Origin of the sequence: Arthrobacter sp. NicSoilB11 (genome assembly GCF_019977375.1) — a bacterium.
GTDB lineage: Bacteria > Actinomycetota > Actinomycetes > Actinomycetales > Micrococcaceae > Arthrobacter.
The window spans coordinates 20,647-33,703 of record NZ_AP024659.1; the positions used below are offsets into that span (position 1 = coordinate 20,647).

A 13,057-nucleotide genomic window follows, 5' to 3' on the forward strand; every position below is an offset into this window, starting at 1 on the left:
TTACTGGGCGGCAACGCGAGGCCGCTCAACTACAGAGCAACTGGCCCCAGCCCGTTGGGGCCACTTACAAGAAATAACGTCTTCGCGAGCAAGACGTTCAATGCGCCTGCACCACCGGGGCGGCAATCAGATTGGGAGTGAACACAGTTGGAGCGAAGGCCCTTCGGTAACACTGCTTATAGCGTCTCCGTCGTCGGGCTCGGTGCCGGTCAAATTGGCGAAAACGATGTCACCGAGGCAGAAGCCGCCAAGGTGCTCAACGGAGCGCTGGATCTCGGAATAACGGTGATCGATACCGCCGCGAGTTACGGGCTCAGCGAAGAGCGTATCGGCCGGCACCTTTGCCGACGTCGGGACGAGTTCGTGCTATCCACCAAAGGTGGACCGGCAATTAATGGTCAACCGGACTGGTCACCAGGAAGCGTATTGGCCAGTATCGAGCGGTCATTGCGCCTGACCCAGTCGGAACGGATCGACATCTTCTATCTGCACTCCTGCCCTCTCGAGATTCTGCGGCGTGGTGACCTGCAGGACACCCTGGACAAGGCCGTCGCCGCTGGCAAGGTCGGTGTCGCAGGCTACAGCGGAGACAACGAGCCTCTAGCATTCGCGGTGGAATCCGGGCGGTTCGGTGCCATCGAAACCAGTGTCAACATAGCCGACCAGTGGAATCTCAGACACGTCCTCGGCCGGCGCCCTGAACTGGGAGTGATCGCCAAGCGCCCGATCGCAAACGCACCATGGCGGTTCCCCGATCGGCCAACCGGGCATTACGCGGAACTCTATTGGGAGCGACTTCAGGCTCTCCAACTTGACCCAGGCGACATGGGCTGGACAGAGTTCGCTCTGCGCTTCACTGCCTACGCACCCGGTGTGCACACCGCAATCGTCGGCACAGCAAAGATGGCTCATCTGCGCCAGAACATCGCAGCAGCCAGCCGAGGACCCCTCGAGGCCGGCGTGCGGGAAGGCATCGACCGCGCTTGGCGCGATGTGGGCTCCAAATGGGCAGCTTCCACCTAGCGGGCCAGAACCCCCTGACAAGCCCCTATCAAATTGAACTACACCCCAACCTGACGTCAGGAAGGTAGAGGAGAAACCGTCAGAATAGGATCAGAACTCAACAATTTCTGACACAGGACGAAGAACGTCAAAGATCTCAACCTGACACACCTGACTGTCCTCGGGTTAACTGCCGAGTGAATTTGATGCGGAAAGCGTTCAGCTATAAAAAACCCCATACTTTGCGGTCCGGAGGCATGAGGCGGGGATTCGCGGGCGCCGAGTTGCTCCAACAAGAATCCAGCGAGCCATCGAACGGGTGCACTTTGATGGATCCCGTAGGGGCTGCGGAAGTTTTCCAGCCGGCTTAACTGCTCCTGCGCATACTGCACCGGCAAAAACGTACGCGTCCGATCAGAGACCATTTGCCGTGGCGTTGCTAATGCCGTTGGGTGGCATACGCAAAACTGGCAGCATGACGCCTGATGTTCCACCTCTCCTTGAAGGATTGCTGGGAGAAGAACCGAAACCGCAAAAATCCTTCCCCTGGCATCGCGATAAGTGGCGGAAGGAACTACATGACCTAGCTGACGTGCTCGAGATCCTGGACAAACTTCCGGATCGAGTTGACCGACAGTCTACGCGTGACGTTGTGTTGCACGAACTTGCTCAGGGGCGTGTGCTGTCTGCTTTCGTCCCTGCGATGATTTGGGGTTGGGGCACGACAGGTTTAGGTCCACTGCGTACTAGATGGGTACTGACCCAAACCGACGATAGGAGCGCGCCCGCCCGACATCTGCCAATTGACGCGTCTGTGGTCGAGCGGTTGGAGGCTGGTTCCCGAAAAGTCCGTGAGAACGGGCCGTTAGACGCCTTCAGGCTTATGAACAACGATGGCAGAATCAAGCATCTGGGCCCCTCGTACTTCACGAAATGGCTGTACTTCTGCTCGTCGTTGCAGGGGCCCGACGACGCCAACGCTGCCCCGATTCTCGATAAGCAAATAGTCCGTTGGATGCGCGAAAACGCGTTCATTCGCTTGAATCCCAACAAGTCCGCTTCATACGCGGAGTATCTGGAAACACTAGGCGTTTGGGGGGAGCGACATGGACGAACTCCCGTCCAGGTCGAGAAGGCGATATTTTCGCTCGCTACAGGCCGCGGCTGAATGCTCCTATGAAGAAAATCGTCCGCCGGATCTTCGGCCCGCAGCGACAATCGCCTTCGTCACCGCAGGGTGCCTGTACAACTGAAATGGGTATCGTACGGTGCGCCTGAATGTGCTGAGATCGTGAGGCAACGGCAAAATTGCCGGTCGGAGCAGAAATTCAGAACAGGATGTATCGATCGCTGCGGCCAGCACCTTGCCCATTGCCGGCCTAGAGTCTTGGCGGACTTTCCATGTATTCAGCGGGAGTACTGCTGGCCGGCATCTTCTCCAAGGCACCCGCTACCTCTAGCCAGGAGTGCCCGTCCCGGGAAGGGGATCTGCAGAGATGAGCTCCTGTTCTAAGCCGGGGCCAGAGCGTGCAGAAGTAAGTACGGATCTGACGCAAGTTAGTAGTGGCTCTAACTTGACCGTAGTTGTCCAGACCTTCCTGTAACCAATTCAACGACTCGGTGAAAGTGCTTTGAACGTGAAGTGCTGATCTATCCATGCGGAACGAGCAACTGATAGCCACACTCAATTTCTCGAGCTGGTGACATAGGTCACTAACTTCTCGGTATGGCTGACCCGAGTAACTGAAATTTTCCATCGCCTCCATGAACGCACCCATCGATACTATGCGTTAGAATCTTTTCAGGCGCCTTACGGGCGCGGAATAGCGAAAGGGAAAGAGGCAGCCAGGATGGCTTTCAAAGTTTTCGAGAAGGGGAGCGCTCCGGCGCCAACAGTCCCTACGGTAACGATCCAGAAGCGTGGCATGTTCTCACTGAACGAAGCCGCCTTTGCTTTGATCGACGAGCCGGAGGCTGTCGAGTTCCTATGGGATGAGGAGAACCAGCTCATAGCCATCCAAGCTGCCAAGTTGACCGATCCCAACGCCTACCCGACTCGCAGGCAGGGCCCCGCCGGAACAAAAGGGCAGAAAAAGGGCATCGTGTTGATCGCCGGCACGATGTTCACCAAGTTCATTGGCATAGATACGTCGATTGCAAAGAGGTGGGTCCCTGAACGCGACGAAAACATGCTGATCGTGGACTTGAAGAAGCCAGCACAGACGGTTGCATCCAACCGAAGGAGCGGTGAGGACGCGGCCGGTAAGGTCGCGGAGGACAGGGATGAGTGAGGCATGCGCCCGACGTGTTGACTAGGAACAACTTCTTTATTGATGAAACCAAGCAACGAGGCTATCTGCTCGTTGCCGGAGTCTTGGTTCCCGCGGGCCTTGCCGACGTGCGTCGGGAACTGCGTGGACTTGTCTTGCCTGGACAGCGTGGCCTGCACATGAAGGATGAGAGGGACTCACGCAGAAAAGCCATCATCGACGTGATCATCCGTTCTGAAGTTGAGGCGACCGTTTATGATGCCGGACGTAGATTTTCCAACGAACGTGAACGGCGAGCTGAGTGTCTCCGCGAACTTGTCAACGACGTCGCGGCTCGTCCAGGGCAGTCACTGCTCGTCATTGACAAGGATGACTCGCTTGTCCAACGCGACCGCGAATGCCTGATCGAGTTCTCGCGAAAGGCTGGATGTAAGGAGCGGATGCGCTACGAACACGCGAAGTCAGCCCAGGAGCAGTTGTTGGTAATCCCGGATGCGATCGCGTGGTGCTGGGCCAAGGGTGGATCATGGCGCCAGCTCATTGAGCCGGTAGTGGCGAGCGTTAAGCCGATTACTTAAACGCAAAACCCGAGCGCCGCGGTCGTCCGGCCGGGTCTCGGGTTTACTTCCTGAAGCTCAGCGCAACAGGCACTTACAGAGTATGACACACAACGACAGAACACCAGAATTTGTGATGCAGCCCTCCGGCAACCCTGCACCACTCTCATATTGGCCATTACACCAACTTTGCGTTAGGCGGTCTGAGACAGGCATCAGTCAACTCGTCTTGGTGACCCCGAGTAGCGCAGGTTCCATTCCTTTAGTCGTACTTTCCAAGGCTTCCCGGCAAGCATTGCCATCGTCAACAGCGAGAAGGCAGCATCGCCGTAACCACAACCGTGAATGTCCGCTGCCCACAGCCGGGACAATCCTGATAGGTTATCCACCGCTACTGCTGCTGAGGGAGCTTTCCCGATGGCTCCCGATTTCCAGCCGTGGATAACGCGGATTGACCCCACCGTGGACCGCCCGTTTGGTCACCTTTGAGCATTGGTTGAAACCATGTTCAGAACAGCCCCTTGGGAGGTCCTTCGCAGGGTAGCGGGGCGAGTTTGGCGCGGTGGCCGTCGTCTGGGGTGCAGCCTTTGAATGGGCCGTCTGTTGAGAGCAGGACGGACATGTGGTGGTCTGCGTGGTCGCGCCACCACACACTCATTCCCGTTGTCCCGTCCAAGCGCAGGAACTCCCAGGCCCGCCAGAGCGCTTCGAGCCGGCTGATCGCTTCTGCGTGCTTCCACCATTGCGGGCACCAGGTCACCCCGCCTTGGACGTTGAGTTGCCGGCGGTAGCTTGTGGCCAGCTTGTTGCTGACGAATTCGGCGACGTTCGGGTAGAACAGCTCAGGGGCATCCTGTTCTTCCTCGGCCCGCTCCTTGGGGTCTGCGGTGTCCTCGAGTTCGTCGTCCCACTCCCCCAAACCTTCAGTCATGGGAGGCGCCTGCAGCGATCCACCGGTTCCCGGCCGCCGTTTGGGCTGCGGGTTTGTTGGCGGGGTCGTGTGCGGTGATCGAGGCGCGCACTGCATCAGCCTGTGGTCCGTTCATCCAGGGCACTGTTTCCAGGAGTGCGGCTGGGGCGCCGGAGGCGAACATGATGGCTCGGCCGCGGGGGAACGCGGCCAGGTCTGAGACGTCGAGGGTGCGTTCTTTGCGGTCGTCGTCGTGGCTGTAGGAGGTGCCTTGTTTTGAGCGGCTGCGAGTGGTGTTGGAGTAGCGGTATTCGCCTACGAGTTGTGCGAGTTCGTTGAGGAATTCTGCTTCGGCGACGCCGCCGCCGTAGACCTTGATGTTGGAGGCGGACCAGAGTTTGCGCATGCCGTCGCGTCCCCATACTTCGACGCCTTGGGACCAGGATTGGAGGATGGTCATCAGGACGATGCCGCGGGAGCCGTAGTGGCTGTAGAGGTTTGGGAGCTCGCGCCAGCGGCAGACGTTGGCTGCTTCATCGAGGACGCCGACCATGGGTGTAGCGAGCCGGCCGCCGGGTGAGTGGACGGCGAGTTCTTCGGCGGCCTCGACCGTGGCCACGGTCAGCGCCGTGACGAGTGGGCTGGCGGTGCCTTTGCCTTCTTTGGACAGGCTGTACAGGGTGCCCTTGGACCGGACGAACGCTGCCGGATCAAACTGAGGCCGTGAGTCATTGTCGCCCTGAGGTGTCACCCAGCGGGCGACCTGGCGGTTGGTGAGGCAGGACGCCATCTGCAGGGCCGTGCCGTACACGCCGCCACGTTGCTTTTCGGGGGCGTTGATGACACCGCCGACAGCGTTCGCCGTCTGCAGGAAGCCGTGGGTCTTGAGGATGTCCACCGCTTCGTCATCTGCGGGCCGGGTCAGCCACGTGTGCACCTGAGTGATCGGGCGGCCGTCGAGGGCGGCGGCGAGCAGGAGCCCGGCGAGCAGGTCCTGGCCGGCCGGGTCGAAGTAGGCGTCCGTTTTGGCGTCCGGGCCGCGGGAACCGGCGGCGAAGTGATCGGCCAGGCGAGCCGCGCGCACTTCGTCCGTGACGTAGGACAGCGGGTTCCACCACCAGGAAGGTTCCTCCAGTGCGACGGCCTGCGGGTCGAACACCCACACCGGGCCTTCCGCAGCGCGGACGTCGCGGGTGCCGTCGACGATGTCCCGCTTGTTCGAGGTCACCAAAGCGGCTCCCGGGGCGGCGAGGATCGCGGGGATTGCCCGGGAGGTGGTCTTACCGGTGCGGGGTCCCCAGATGTCGATGTGCATGTCTTCCCAGGATCCGTACACCATCTGCCCGCCCAGGACGGTCTTGCCGACCGGGACACCGGGTGCGCCTTTCACGCCCAGGCGTTCGGCCGTGGCAGTGGCACCGCGCAGGCTCAGGGCGCGCAGGTCCCGGCCTTTGGCCATGTGCTGGGCCGCGGCGTCCACCCGGGACCGCTTCGACCGTCGACGCAGGACCGCACGGAGCACCAGGACGGCCATGACGATGGCGAGGGCGCCGAAGACGACCAGTACCCAGGTCGCGGCCGCGGGCCAGGTGACCTCGCGCGAGAGCAGGCCGAAGACCAGCTCAAACGGGTTGGCTGGCAGTGTCTGCCCGTCGCCGGACAGCATTGACCCGAGGTGCACTGCCCCGGTCACTGCGCCGACACCGAGCACCACGATAGTGATGACGGTCCAGAGCAGGATTGTTTCGGTGTCGAGTCCTGAGCGTTTGCCGCTGTTTGGTGCGCCCATCAGTTCTGCCCCTCGCCGCTGATCGTCCAGCGCTTATTTGTGTCGTGCAGTTTCTCTTCAACGCTGGTGAGTTTGAGAGCTACGGGCACCCCCGGTCTGCCGCCGACTTTGAAGAGGAACTTGCCCAGGCCCGGGCGGACCCGTTTGCGGGATCCGCCGACGTCGGTCCATGACCCCGGGTCCGCCCAGGAGATGAGCCGGGCCTGCTCGGCCCGGGACAGGGTGACGGCTTTGTTGAGTTTTTCCATTTCGGCTCCGGGCAGCGCGCCGCAGACGACCATCCCGGAGCGTTCGACGAAGCCGCGGGCTTTCATCCGCTCGGATTCGGTGGGCAGCGCTTCGAGGTCACTCATGGTGTGGGTGATCATGGCCTGCCCGACACCTTCGGTGCGGTTCAGTCGCGTGAGGGAGTCGACCCGGTCGACCATGCCTTCACCGGAGCGCAGGGCCCGCCAGAGTTCATCCATGACGACGAAGTAGTTCCGCCGCGGCTCGAGGCCGGCGTCGGCCAGGGTGTGGGCGACCTGGACGGTCGCGAATCCGGTGGACCAGCAGGCCAGCAGGCAGGCCGCCTGGATATCGCGCTGGGTGTCGGAGATCCCGGAGAGGTCGAAGACCACGGGCTTGGTCAGGTCCATCGGCTGGTCGGTGGGCTGGGAGAACATGTCCGAGAAGCGGCCCGAACCGTTCAGGGAGTACAGCGACTGGCGCAGCTGGTCGGTCGCGTCGAGGTAGCGGCTCATGTCGCCGCGGTCCAGGGCGATGGCCCGGAGTTCGTCGGGGGCGTCTTTGATGACCTCGATCAGGTCACCGACCAACGGGACCCGGTCCAGGCGCTCGTCCAGGATGTGCAGGGCCCGGTCGATCAGGGATTCCTCGTGGGCGCTGGGCTTGGCGTTCCGCACGATGGTGATCAGCGCGGTGATCATGTTCAGGCGCCGGTTGTGTGAGTCGGCCATCAGCTGTTCGGCCAGCTTCTCCGCCTTCACCGCTGCCGCGTGAAGTTCCGCGGCTGCGGCCTGATCGGTGGCCTTGTTCGCGGCGGCACGGTGTTCTTCGGCTGCGGCGTGCAGCCTGGCGGCAGCTTCGGTGGCTTCACCGGGGTCCAGGACGTTCAGGTGACCGCGTCCGGGGCCGAGGCTGATGACCTGCCCGCCGAGGGCTTCGATGAGGTCAACGTAGTCCGGTTTCAGGTCACCGAGGATCAGCGGGTTGATGCTCCTGCCGGCCAGGCCGAGGACGATGTGCCGGACCAGGGTGGACTTGCCGTAGTGCGGCAGCCCGAGGACGAACATGGAGGGGTTGTTGATCATGCCGTGCATGAACCAGCTGATCGGATCGGCCCCGAACGGGGCTCCGGTGTCGGTGTGAACGCCGATCGGAACCCCGAGGATGGGGGTGCCGGATCCGCCCACGAATGGCCAGAGACCGCAGACCTGGACCGAGGTGCCGCGCCATTCGTCGGCGGCGGTGACGTAGACGGCTTCGCCCTGTCCGCGGCCGCGCCAGCCGCGCAGGCCCGGGCGGCGCGCGACCGCGGGCGCCAGCTTCGTGGATGGGGCTTTGCGCTGGTGTTTGGTACGGCTGCCGAACATTACATGGCCTCGCGGATCTCTTCGGGCACCTTCAGGTGCTTGGGCAGGACCAGGCCCAGTGGCAGGGACGCGGCAAATGCGGAGTCCTGGGAGCCGTAGGCGCGGCGTAGCAGCAGTCGGGCCGAGGGGCCGAGGTTGCCCTCGACGACGGCGACGGCGTCTTCAAGGTCGCGGGCGGACAGGACCGTGGCGGTGACGACCATGCCGAAGTTGACCAGCCCGGCGCCTTTGGCTTCTTCGGCTGCGGTGGCCTGTGCGGCGCGGGCGTCGACCAGGGCGCGGGCGGTGGGCCGGTTGGTGGAGGAGGCGCGGGTGAGAGCGCTGGTCTGGTCTGATTCGACGATGGTGGCCGCTCGGCCGGCGTCGATCGGCCGGTACAGCAGCGTGACGCGCTTACGGGCAATTTCCCCGTGGGGTGCCACCAGGCGGCCCAGGGCCGAGGCGAGGATGTGGCCGCGGGGCGCTCCCGTCATCGACCAGGAGACAGAGTGGCCGGAGTCGTGGCGGTAGCCGTCCCAGTCGGCCTGATGGGCGGACGGTCCGACCTCGCTCCAGTCCAGGTCAACCGGGGTGCCTTGGTAGTGGGCTTCGTCAATGAGCCGGGCTGCTGCAGGGTCGTAGGCGACCCGAACGACCTCGCACAGTTCCTGGGCGTTCAACGGCGCGCATGCCCCGGCGCCGGTAGATTCGAGGCGCTCGGTCAGGCTGGGAAGCCGTGAGGCGAGATCCTTGGCGATCTCGTCTGCGGTGCGTCGCTTGCCGCCTGCCCGGGCAGCGGCGCTGAACGTCAGCGCGACCCAGGCCCGGATGGTGGCCGACCCCTGCGGGTAGGTGGCCAGGGCCTCCCGGAGCATGGCCTTGGCGATGTCCGGAGCGTCGTCGTGGATGTTGGATTCGACTTCCCGGCGCAGCCGTGCCCCGGAATCGGGGGCTGTTTCGACCGTGACCGATGCTGCCACGACGGCAGGTTCATTCGACAACGAAGCGAGCCAGCCGCCCCAGTTCGCCACCCAGGCATCAATCTGCTCGGGGTCGACCAGGGACGCCCCGTCGGGCTGGGTGCCGAAGACAACGGTGTAGTGGGCGGTGGAGGGAAGGTGGATCAACGCGAACGGGCGCCCATAGGAGTCCGTAAACTCATACAGCTTGGACCCGGCGGCGATTCCGGGCAGCTGGAATTCGCCCCAGGGCGTCAGGCCCAACGGGCCGGAGCGGTAGATGTTGGCCTTCCTGCGCCGTGCCGAGCGGAACGCCAGGCGCGCGAAAAGCCGCTCCCCCACGGATTTGTTGTGTTTGTCGGTCACCGAGACGGCGGACAGCATCACTCCGAGAATGAGGAGCGAGACAAGGCCAGGGAACCAGCCGCCGACGAAAAGACAGATCACCGTGATGATCAGGCCTACAAACAGTCCTGCCGTGGCCAGGCCGCCAAGGGTGCCGATGCCGGCCTTACGCGGCCGCCGCCAGTTGCCGTAGGTCGGCTCCCTGTACGTGTTCTCGATAGCTGCCATCTCAGGCACCCCCCGTGGATTCTTCACTCATGTCCTTGATCGCGCCGGAAGCGGCCTGGCCGGCTTCGACGCCCTTCTGCGCGGCCAGGACCGCGACGCCGCCGGCACCCGCCGCTGCTGCACCGCCCGCGGCCGCAACCCCGCTGCCTGACACAGCACTGCCGGCGCCGCTAGATGCGGCAGAGCCGATTCCGGGCTGCACTCCCGTGGCCCCTGAACCCCGGCTGCTGTTCTTTCCTGCTGTGCCGGAGCCTCCCGCTGTTCCCTCGTTTCCAGTTCCCGAGGGGCCCTGCGATCCGGGGCTGTGGCTTGATGTGCCGTGGGTTGCCGCCCCGCTGGTGGATGGGCCGCCGCCTCGTCCGGCACTGCCCATGCTGATGGCCCCGGAAGCCAGTGCCCCGACCGTTCCCGCAGCCAACGCTCCACCGCCGCCGGCGACAGCACCGACCATGGGGGTGACGAAGCGCATAAGTGCCGGCATCGCGAACAACGCGATCACCATCAGGGCCAAGCCCGTGACCGTTGTCAGAAGTGCCGAGCCGAAGTCCTTGCCGTCACCAGCGTTGCCGAAGATCTTGGTGCCGCTGAGCTGGAACGCGGTGGCGTAGATGATGGCGGCCGCGGGCTTGTAGAGAATGAAGGCGATCAACCAGGCCGTGCACTTCTGGAACCAGCCCCTGCCAGCCTCGGTATTGGTAAAAGCTGCGGCCGTGGGAAAGATCCCCGTCAGGATGACCAGCAGGCCGCCACGGATGATCATGAGCACGATCTGCATCACGGAGGCCAGAATCGCGATCAGTCCCAGCAGGATGATCATGATCGCCCCGATCGGGCTGGTGGCCGACAGTGCCAGCATTGCTGTGATGTTCTCGTTGAACGAGGTCCCGTTCGTGGAGTTCTTGATGATCCAGGCAGAGAACTGATCCGCAGCCACCGTCAGCAGGCCCACTGCCGCTACACCCGCTCCGGAGACGACGATCAGGGTCGCGAGCGAACGCGCCAGATCCCGCAAGGGTGCACCCCTGCGTTCGATCACCATCTTGGCCGCCCCCACGAGGACCGACAGCACGGCAAGGGACGCCGTCCAAAAGTAGAGACTGTTCTGCAGGAACAACACCGGATCACTCGCGGTCGACCCACCAGGTGCCGAGGTGACCGCGGGAGTGCCCACATTCACCCAAAAAGTCCCCAACGTCTGCACGGTCTGTCCGACGGCATCGGCAATCGCTTTAGCCATGTTTTTGACCGAGTCGTTTGCGACGTCCTCGATTGCCGCACCTGCTTGGCAAAAGGGATTAATGACATTCAGGCCTGTGCAGTCAGCCATCTAGACGCCGGACCATTCGATGTAGCCGCCCAGGTCTGTAATCTGCCGTGCACCAGTGTCCCCGGTAGCCGGGACAACGAACTTCCAGTCGCCTCCGTACCACTGGAGCGGGACTGGAATGGAGATGAAGGTTCCGTTGGCTCCCTTGAAGGCAAGATCAATGACGGCCCGGTCAGCGTCATAGGAGCGAAATGTGAACCCGGCTAATTGGGCGGTGACGGAGCTCGGTGCAGCTGTGGGAGATGACTTCAGCACGGCATCTCGCTCCGGGCTCGGGAGTGCCAACTGCTGGTAAACGAGATCTGCTTTTCCAGCTGCCGACAACGCAGTCATGTTTGCCGCGGCGTAGAGAGCGCCGGTGGGTGAGTGTGCGAAGCAGGAGCGGAGGCCGTTAGTTTCGGTCTTGCCGGGCCCGTATTGCGTGGGTGATGTGGGTGCGGCGATCTTTCCGACGAGTTCCCATTTGGTGTCGGTGGGTGTGGTGGCTGGTTTGTTCTGGTCGCCGGAGGGCAGGCCACAGACACTGGCAGCCGCTGCCTCGCTGGGCTGGGTGCTGGCGGTGGTGGATCCGGGATTGCTCGGCTCGGCTGTCGGGGTTCCTCCCCCACGAGGGAGCAGGGCCAGGATGATCCCGAGCGCGACTATCAGCGCCACGACAACGGCCGAGATGATGAACTTAGGTTTGGTCAGCGGGTTCTGGTCTTCGTTCATGGTCGGTTCAGTCATGGCTTGTCGCTCCTTATTAGACCAGGGCGCCTACGACACCGCCGGCGGAGGCTGCCAGGATGCAGCCGCCCAGGACCCATGCCAGGCGTCCGGCGTGCTCGCCGCCTTCGCCGCGTCGGTTGTTGATCATCATCGTTCCGGCGGTGATGAGGATCCCTGCGACGGCCAGGGCGAAGACGATCCAGGCGATCCATTTGAGGATGGTCAGCAGGCCTTCAGAGCCGGGAGGGGCCTCACCCATGCCGGGGTTCGGTATTTCGGTGATGGCAAAGCTGGACCATTCGAGGGCTTTGGAGAACAACATGGGTGTTTCTTCTTTCTACTTGGCAGGGAGTCCGGCGGCGGCAGTTACGGCGAGGCGCACCTGCTCAAGGATGGTGCGGGCTTCTTTGGGAAGGTCTTCGGGGGCAACGTCGTGGCCGTAGCGCCATGCGTCGACCCAGGGGAAATGCCAGACGTGGGGCACTCCCCCGGCAACGACGCGGGAGAAGTCTCGGATTTCTTTGGGGAGCCGTCCGGGAGCGTCGGCCATGACCACGAGGCCGGCGACGTGGATCCCGGGAAGGGACCGTGATGCCCATTCAGTGGCCGCCAGGCGCGCTGCGCGCAGGCCAGGGATATTGGAACGGGCCACGAGGACAACGACGGAGCCGGCCGTGGTGACCGGCCAGTGATGTCCGGCGGCCTTGGTGTTCTTGTCCAGGCGGGCTAGTGAGGTTTCGCCGGCGCCGCCGCGGACGCCAAGCCACCAAAACCCCGGTGCCCTCCCGGAGACGTCCCGTCGTGGAAGCCTGTCCGCGTGGTCTGGCTGGGGAACACTTCGCTGCGGCCTGGTCGCTCCCGTCGGGACGAACGGGGGCTCTTCTGGGAGGGCCAAAGTGGGTTCGTCGATAGTGTCAGCGCCGGGCGTCACCCAGCGGTTCTTTGAGACCGGCATTTCACATCCCCTAGTAATGTCCGCAAAGATCGTATCGGTACCATCCGACACGAAAGGCCAAAGGTGACCCCGAACAACAGCTTTAATACCTTTCAGTCACTCCTAGTACATCACAGTACCAATTTATGGTCTACGATGGCTTCATGCGGTGGGACGGACTGAGCGTGGACCCGAAGTACCTGGAAGCTCTCTTCGCAAAGTACCCGGAGCGTCTGACGCCCCAGGACCTCGAGGAGATCTTCGGGCTCTCCCGAAACACCGTCTACCGCTGGCTCCAAACCGGAGTGATTCCTGCTTACCAAGTCGAGAAGACATGGTTGATCGCCAGAGATCAAGTCAAAGACTGGGTCTGGGAAAACCGGAACACTCTGCGGAAGGGCCAAACACCCGGGGAGACCGAGGACCAGCAGCAGTAGCACGAAGCAGCCGAGCG

At 62.9% G+C, this 13,057-nt stretch carries 13 protein-coding genes; 5 read left to right on the plus strand and 8 right to left on the minus strand.

Annotation, left to right across the window (positions count from 1 at the left end):
- Positions 1–147 precede the first annotated feature (147 nt).
- The 4 genes from LDO14_RS20810 to LDO14_RS20825 all read left to right on the plus strand — a co-directional run bounded on the left by LDO14_RS20810 (position 148) and on the right by LDO14_RS20825 (position 3,850).
- On the plus strand, positions 148–1,023 hold the full coding sequence (locus LDO14_RS20810) for an aldo/keto reductase (protein ID WP_223995478.1): 876 nt from the start codon (positions 148–150) through the stop codon (positions 1,021–1,023).
- A 454-nt stretch (positions 1,024–1,477) separates the two neighbouring features.
- The gene (locus tag LDO14_RS20815; RefSeq protein ID WP_223995481.1) at positions 1,478–2,170 is read left to right on the plus strand and encodes a hypothetical protein; all 693 of its coding nucleotides are present in this window, start codon (positions 1,478–1,480) and stop codon (positions 2,168–2,170) included.
- Positions 2,171–2,927: 757 nt separating this feature from the next.
- Positions 2,928–3,293, plus strand: coding sequence for a hypothetical protein (locus LDO14_RS20820; RefSeq protein ID WP_223995483.1), 366 nt, complete (start codon positions 2,928–2,930; stop codon positions 3,291–3,293).
- Complete coding sequence (locus LDO14_RS20825; protein ID WP_223995484.1) at positions 3,290–3,850, plus strand: hypothetical protein; 561 nt, start codon at positions 3,290–3,292, stop codon at positions 3,848–3,850. Before LDO14_RS20820 ends, LDO14_RS20825 begins: the two co-directional genes overlap by 4 nt.
- A gap of 487 nt (positions 3,851–4,337) precedes the next feature.
- Here LDO14_RS20825 and LDO14_RS20830 read toward each other — a convergent pair whose 3' ends face one another.
- The 8 genes from LDO14_RS20830 to LDO14_RS20865 form a co-directional block, all read right to left on the minus strand.
- The gene (locus LDO14_RS20830) at positions 4,338–4,760 is read right to left on the minus strand and encodes a DUF4913 domain-containing protein (protein ID WP_223995486.1); all 423 of its coding nucleotides are present in this window, start codon (positions 4,758–4,760) and stop codon (positions 4,338–4,340) included.
- Complete coding sequence (locus tag LDO14_RS20835; RefSeq protein WP_223995488.1) at positions 4,753–6,528, minus strand: type IV secretory system conjugative DNA transfer family protein; 1,776 nt, start codon at positions 6,526–6,528, stop codon at positions 4,753–4,755. The genes LDO14_RS20830 and LDO14_RS20835 overlap by 8 nt, the downstream gene beginning before the upstream one ends.
- Positions 6,528–8,123 carry an ATP/GTP-binding protein gene (locus LDO14_RS20840; RefSeq protein ID WP_223995490.1) on the minus strand — a complete coding sequence of 532 codons (1,596 nt, stop codon included), beginning with the start codon at positions 8,121–8,123 and terminating at the stop codon, positions 6,528–6,530. Before LDO14_RS20840 ends, LDO14_RS20835 begins: the two co-directional genes overlap by 1 nt.
- A complete protein-coding gene (locus LDO14_RS20845) occupies positions 8,123–9,634 on the minus strand; it encodes an SCO6880 family protein (protein ID WP_223995492.1) in 1,512 nt (503 codons plus the stop codon). Before LDO14_RS20845 ends, LDO14_RS20840 begins: the two co-directional genes overlap by 1 nt.
- A gap of 1 nt (position 9,635) precedes the next feature.
- Positions 9,636–10,871 carry a hypothetical protein gene (locus LDO14_RS20850; protein WP_223995494.1) on the minus strand — a complete coding sequence of 412 codons (1,236 nt, stop codon included), beginning with the start codon at positions 10,869–10,871 and terminating at the stop codon, positions 9,636–9,638.
- 90 nt (positions 10,872–10,961) lie between these two features.
- A complete protein-coding gene (locus LDO14_RS20855) occupies positions 10,962–11,687 on the minus strand; it encodes a hypothetical protein (protein WP_223995496.1) in 726 nt (241 codons plus the stop codon).
- A 16-nt stretch (positions 11,688–11,703) separates the two neighbouring features.
- The gene (locus LDO14_RS20860) at positions 11,704–11,991 is read right to left on the minus strand and encodes a hypothetical protein (RefSeq protein WP_223995498.1); all 288 of its coding nucleotides are present in this window, start codon (positions 11,989–11,991) and stop codon (positions 11,704–11,706) included.
- 15 nt (positions 11,992–12,006) lie between these two features.
- Positions 12,007–12,624: a DUF6668 family protein gene (locus LDO14_RS20865; RefSeq protein WP_223995500.1), complete on the minus strand. Its 618-nt coding sequence runs from the start codon at positions 12,622–12,624 to the stop codon at positions 12,007–12,009.
- 125 nt (positions 12,625–12,749) lie between these two features.
- On the opposite strand from LDO14_RS20865, the gene LDO14_RS20870 reads away from it, so the two are divergent.
- Positions 12,750–13,040: a helix-turn-helix domain-containing protein gene (locus LDO14_RS20870; RefSeq protein WP_223995502.1), complete on the plus strand. Its 291-nt coding sequence runs from the start codon at positions 12,750–12,752 to the stop codon at positions 13,038–13,040.
- The last annotated feature ends 17 nt before the right edge of the window (positions 13,041–13,057 follow it).